The sequence below is a fragment of the Streptomyces sp. MB09-02B genome, assembly GCF_033794485.1.
Lineage (GTDB): Bacteria > Actinomycetota > Actinomycetes > Streptomycetales > Streptomycetaceae > Streptomyces.
In genome coordinates this window covers 1-2708 of sequence record NZ_JARGEE010000707.1, presented here as the reverse complement: position 1 = coordinate 2708, position 2708 = coordinate 1, and the positions used below count along the sequence as shown (strand labels likewise).

3 protein-coding genes are annotated in these 2708 nt (G+C 72.2%); all 3 read left to right on the top strand.

Annotation, left to right across the window (positions count from 1 at the left end; genetic code table 11):
- A partial coding sequence (locus tag P1P70_RS43095) for an acyl-CoA carboxylase subunit epsilon (protein WP_319247732.1) occupies nucleotides 1-248 on the top strand: 248 nt, incomplete at its 5' end.
- Nucleotides 249-458: 210 nt separating this feature from the next.
- Nucleotides 459-1424: an alpha/beta hydrolase gene (locus P1P70_RS43090; RefSeq protein WP_319247730.1), complete on the top strand. Its 966-nt coding sequence runs from the start codon at nucleotides 459-461 to the stop codon at nucleotides 1422-1424.
- 545 nt (nucleotides 1425-1969) lie between these two features.
- Entirely contained in the window at nucleotides 1970-2566 is a 597-nt protein-coding gene (locus P1P70_RS43085; protein ID WP_319247728.1) for an NAD(P)H-dependent oxidoreductase, read from the top strand.
- The last annotated feature ends 142 nt before the right edge of the window (nucleotides 2567-2708 follow it).

The window sequence follows — 2708 nt, the reverse complement described above, 5'->3', positions numbered from 1 at the left end:
CCCCCCATCCCGCCCACGACGCCGAGCACCTCTTCCGCGTGGAAAGAGGTGTGCCCACCGAGGAGGAGATGGCCGCACTCGCCGTGGTGCTCCTCATACGGATGTCCGGCGCGCCGAACGACACCGGGGACCCGGTTCCCGCGCCCGCCGACTGGCGCAGCCTCGACCGCGCCCACGGCCACCCCGCACCCCGCAGCTGGCGCACCGCGGTGCGCCGCTCCGGGCCCGGCACGGGAGAAGCCGGATGACACGACCCCGAACAGGCCCGGCGACTCCTTCCCGCACCGGCCGGGCCGCAGGGACACACACCGTGACGCCCCTGCGCACTCTCCTGCGCCGCCGCATCGCGTGGCGCTTCGGCCGCCGCCGGAAGCCGCTGAGCGGGACCGGCCGCCCCCTCCCCGGCGCACCCTCCCCGAGACCCCCCGATCCCTGAAGCCACGAGGAGTTCCGATCACATGGCGCAGCCACCGCATCCCGGCGCCCCGCGGATCCGCGAGATCACCCTCGACGCCGACGGCGTCCCGCTGTCCGCGCTGCTCGCCGAACCGGCCACGAAGCCGCCGCGTGCGGTGGTGGTCGCCATCCACGGCGGGGGCATGCGGGCGGGCTACTTCGACAGCCGCTCCCGCCCCGGGCTCTCACTCCTCGCCCTGGGGGCCCAACTCGGCTACACCGTCCTGGCCGTCGACCGCCCCGGCTACGGCCTGTCCCTCGCGCGGCTGCCCCGGGGACAGGGCGTCACCGACCAGGCGGTCACCCTGCATGCCGCGCTGGCCGACTTCGCCGCCACCCGTGACATCGGGGCGGGCTTCTTCCTCGTGGCCCATTCCAACGGCGGCAAGCTCGCGCTGGCCGCCGCCGCGGACGAACGCGGTCGCGGCCTGATCGGCCTGGACATCTCCGGACTCGGCAACCGCCTCGCCGTGCAGGCGCACCAGTTGCCCGGCCGTGGCAGGCACGGAGACTGGCGCAGGCACTGGGGAGCCCTGCGGCTCTATCCACCCGACGCCTTCCGGCTCGGCCGTGCGCTGGTCTGCCCGGTTCCGGCCGCCGAAGCACTCCAGGGCCCGCTGTGGCCGGAACTGTATCCCGGCATCGCGGCCCGGGTGCGGGTGCCGGTGCGCTTCACCTTCGCCGAGCAGGAGCAGTGGTGGCTCTTCGACGAGGAGGCCATAGCCGCTCTGCGGCATCCGCTGTCGGCGACGAGGACGACCGTGGACCTCCAGCCGGACGCCGGGCACAACATCAGCCTCGGCTGGGCGGCCCGCACCTACCACCTCAGGGCACTCGGGTTCCTGGAGGAGTGCCTGCTGGCGAAGGACGCGGCACCGCCCGGCACCCGGCAGCCAAGCACGAACCACCAACCCGAAGGAGCGGACGACCGACATGCAGATGCCCATCGAGCACACACGTACGCGTGAGAACCGGCCCGCGGGCCCGGGCGGCCGGCGCCAGGCCTGGGGAGGGCCCGGGGCCGAGCCCGGAACCGGGCGGCCCGCGCTCCTGGCCGGCGAGGAGGAAGAAACCCCCGACCGTCACATCTTCCGTGGCACCGACTGAACCGGGCCGGCAGGAACGACCAGGGAGGCAGCAGGCACTCGCACCGACGGGCGGATCCCCGGGATCCGCCCGTACGGCTGCCGCCGATGCGGCTGCCGAGACCGGGGGGACGTTCCACCCCGGCCACCGGCCACCGGCTGACACGGATCGCACGTTCCCCTGACGTGACAGAAAAGAATCTGTAGAACTCCACAGGGATATGAACCGCACTCTCTTGAAGTCGGATTCCCGGTCGAAGAAGCTGGTTATTGGTGCTGGCTCAAGTGGTGGAAATCAGGATCCGGGATCGCGGACCTGGCGACACTCCGCCGGTCACCGGCAGTTGCATTCCGGCGGATATTCCCATCGGGTCGGAATCGCCTGGCGCCGGCCACGCAGGACGCCACAGAGATTGGAAGAGTTCGAAATGCAGGAGAACCCCCTCAAGCTCGCCGTGATCATCGGCAGCGTACGCGGCGGCCGATTCGGCCCGACGGTCGCCAACTGGTTCGTCGAACAGGCCAAGAAGAGCGGCGACTTCACCGTCGACCTCATCGACCTGGTCGACTTCCCGCTGCCCATGGAGATGCCGGCGTTCGGCGAGGAGCCCGGCGAAGCGACGAAGGCGGTGGCCGCCCGGCTCTCCGCCCGGCTCCACGACGCCGATGCCTTCGCGGTGGTCAGCCCCGAGTACAACCACACGATCGCCCCGGCACTGAAGAACGCCATCGACTGGTTCCTGGAGGAGTGGAGCTTCAAGCCCGTCGGCCTGGTCTCCTACGGCGGCATGGGCGGCGGCCTGCGCGCCTCCGAGCACCTGCGCCAGGTGTTCGCCGAGGTCCACGCCACGACCGTGCGGGACATGCTCAGCTTCCACAACGCCTGGGGCGACTTCGAGAAGAACGGCCGGCCCGCCAGCCCCGAAGGCAGCGAGGCCGCGGCCGCGAACCTGCTCAAGCAGGTCGCCTGGTGGGCCGAGGCGCTGCGCGCGGCCCGCACCAAGGGCACGTACAAGCTGCGCTGAGGCCTCGCCCGCTCACCACGAAGCCCCGGGCACCGGTCACCGCACCGGTGCCCGGCGCTGTTTCCCGTATGCCGCTTCCCCGACGCGGCGATCCCCGGGCCGGTTCCGGTCCGCGGCGGACCTGACCCTCGCCCCGTCGCCC

Excerpts from the sequence above, each read along its gene's own strand:
- P1P70_RS43090 (WP_319247730.1), top strand. The coding sequence starts at position 459 with ATGGCGCAGCCACCGCATCCCGGCGCCCCGCGGATCCGCGAGATCACC.
- P1P70_RS43085 (WP_319247728.1), top strand. The coding sequence starts at position 1,970 with ATGCAGGAGAACCCCCTCAAGCTCGCCGTGATCATCGGCAGCGTACGC.